The organism is Amycolatopsis sp. SID8362 (genome assembly GCF_010550475.1).
GTDB lineage: Bacteria > Actinomycetota > Actinomycetes > Mycobacteriales > Pseudonocardiaceae > Amycolatopsis > Amycolatopsis eburnea.
Genome location: NZ_JAAGNB010000176.1, coordinates 1 through 219 on the forward strand (window position 1 = coordinate 1; position 219 = coordinate 219).

The 219-nt window shown below is 77.2% G+C and carries 1 pseudogene; it reads right to left on the bottom strand.

Going from position 1 to position 219, the window contains the following annotated elements:
• Positions 1–219, bottom strand: a pseudogene (locus G3I65_RS06000) (glycosyltransferase family 9 protein); the annotation flags it as partial.

Genomic DNA, 219 nt, shown 5'->3' on the forward strand with positions numbered 1-219 from the left:
CCGGGTGCACCACGACGTACGGGCCGCCGCCGGTCAGCCGGACGGTGTCCGGCAGCGGGCGCCGCAGCGCCAGGGCGCCGTGGTCGTCAGAGGGCAGCGGGAAGCCTGCCGCTTCGGCCAGCGACAGCATGCGCTCGGGCTCCGGCGGGTCGCCGCCGACGCGGTGGCGCAGGTCGAGGAGGCTGCCCGGGTAGTCCTCGGAGATGGCGCCGATCCACG